This is a genomic window from Paenirhodobacter sp. (genome assembly GCF_041916475.1).
Classification (GTDB): domain Bacteria; phylum Pseudomonadota; class Alphaproteobacteria; order Rhodobacterales; family Rhodobacteraceae; genus Rhodobacter.
The window spans coordinates 7494-9370 of record NZ_JAYRZN010000069.1 but is presented as its reverse complement, the minus strand read 5'-3'; the positions used below and the strand labels follow the sequence as shown (position 1 = coordinate 9370).

The 1877-nt window shown below is 64.2% G+C and carries 1 protein-coding gene; it reads right to left on the bottom strand.

Features of this window, described 5'->3' with window-relative positions; all coding sequences use genetic code 11:
- Window positions 1-327: 327 nt before the first annotated feature.
- On the bottom strand, window positions 328-1877 hold a 1550-nt coding region (locus ACOMG5_RS17210), incomplete at its 5' end, for a putative bifunctional diguanylate cyclase/phosphodiesterase (RefSeq protein ID WP_420345017.1).

The window sequence follows — 1877 nt, the reverse complement described above, 5'->3', positions numbered from 1 at the left end:
CCTCAGCCCTCAGGCCTCAGCCCTCAGCCCTCAGCCCTCAGCCCTCAGCCCTCAGCCCTCAGCCCTCAGCCCTCAGCCCTCAGCCCTCAGCCCTCAGCCCTCAGCCCTCAGCGAAGGTAGATCACATCCCCGGCATGGCCAGCACTTTTTCACGCCGGGCTCGCAGCCCGCACATATCGGCGCCCCCGTCCCGCACGCCGCCCTCGCCCGCAAGGCGAACGCCGAGCCAGGGCGCAGTGGCTCCCGGTCACCTCCCGCCTGGCGCTCAGTCGTCACCGCCGCCGGATCCCTTTCGGCTTCATCGTACGCCCGCTCCGCACAATGGCCTCACGAGCTGCGCCGCCCACCCAGCCGCGCGACATTGCCGTCCAACGAAAGCGGTTGCCGAAGCGAGGGGTGCAGGCCGAAGCGCAGCGCAAGGCTGCCGATGCGTTCGGGGCGGCCGAACAGATAGCCCTGCACATAGCGGCAGCCGATGGAGCGCAGCCAGGAGAGCTGGCGCTCGGTTTCGACCCCCTCCGCGATCACGTCCTTGCCCATCGACTCCGCCAGCGAAACGATAGCCGACACTAGGCAATAGTCGTCGCGCAGCACTTCGCCGCCGGAAATGAAGGACTTGTCGATCTTGATCGCATTGAACGGGATCTGGCGCACATAGCTCAGCGAGGAGAAACCCGTCCCGAAATCGTCCAGCGAGATCGAGAACCCGAGGTTCTTCAGCCTCCGGACCTCTTCCATCGCATGGGAATCGCCCTGGATCGCCAGCGTTTCGGTAAGCTCGATGTCGATCCGGCTGCAATCCAGGCCGTGGGTCTGAACCCGGGCGCAGAATTCATCGACGAAACCCGGCGCCATCAGCTGCACCGGCGAAACGTTCAGGCTGATTTTCAGACCGGGGAAATCGACCAGGTCCTTGCAGATCAGGTCGAGCAGGAGCCAGCCCAGCGGTACGATCAGCCCGGTCTGCTCCGCCACAGGGATGAACTTGCTGGGCATCACATCGCCCAGCAGCGGGCTGTGCCAGCGCGCCAGCGCCTCCGCCCGCAGCATCACCTCGCCGTTCACCGCATCGACGATCGGCTGATATTCTATGTAAAATTCGTCGCTGTTGCGCAGCGCATAGCGCATCGCCTTCTCTATCGCGTTGCGCGCCTGATCTCCGGCCGACATCAGCTCGTCATAAAGCACGAAGCCCGGGATCTGCTGCTGCTTGGCATGGTACATCGCGCGATCAGAACGCCAGACGACATCCTGGATCGGATCGCGGTCCGGCCCCTTCAGCGCCACCCCGATCGAGGCGGACAGATCGAAATAGAGGCCCGCACAATGCACCGGGACCGCCAGGATCTTCTCCAGCTCTTCGAGCTTCGCACGCCAGAAATTCGCGGTCCCGTCACGGCACGCGCAAATCACCACGAATTCGTCGCCCCCGACGCGGGCCACGAAGGTATCGTCATCCTTCAGCTTCAGCAGCCGCTCGGAAAACTGACAGATAAGCTCATCGCCGCCGGCGTGGCCGATCACATCATTGACCTGCTTGAAGCGGTCCATGTCGATCTGGATCACCGCGACTTGCGCCTCCAAATCCCGATCCAGCGCATCGCAGTATTCCGCGAAGGCAAGCCGGTTCGGCAACTGGCTCAGATGGTCGGTGCGCGCCTGGCGCGCGGCCTCGGCCTCCTTGCGGATCAGGTTGGTCGCATTCACATGCGCCTGCCGCGCAACGAAAATCCCCACCGACAGGAACAGGCCGTTGACCGCGATCAGGATCGGCAGCATCCGCGCCAGAACCTCGGAGCCCGGGCGCGGCGGATCCCAGGCCATATAGATCGCGGGCTGATTGTCATAGCCATTCAGGCTGATGCTCGGCACGCCCT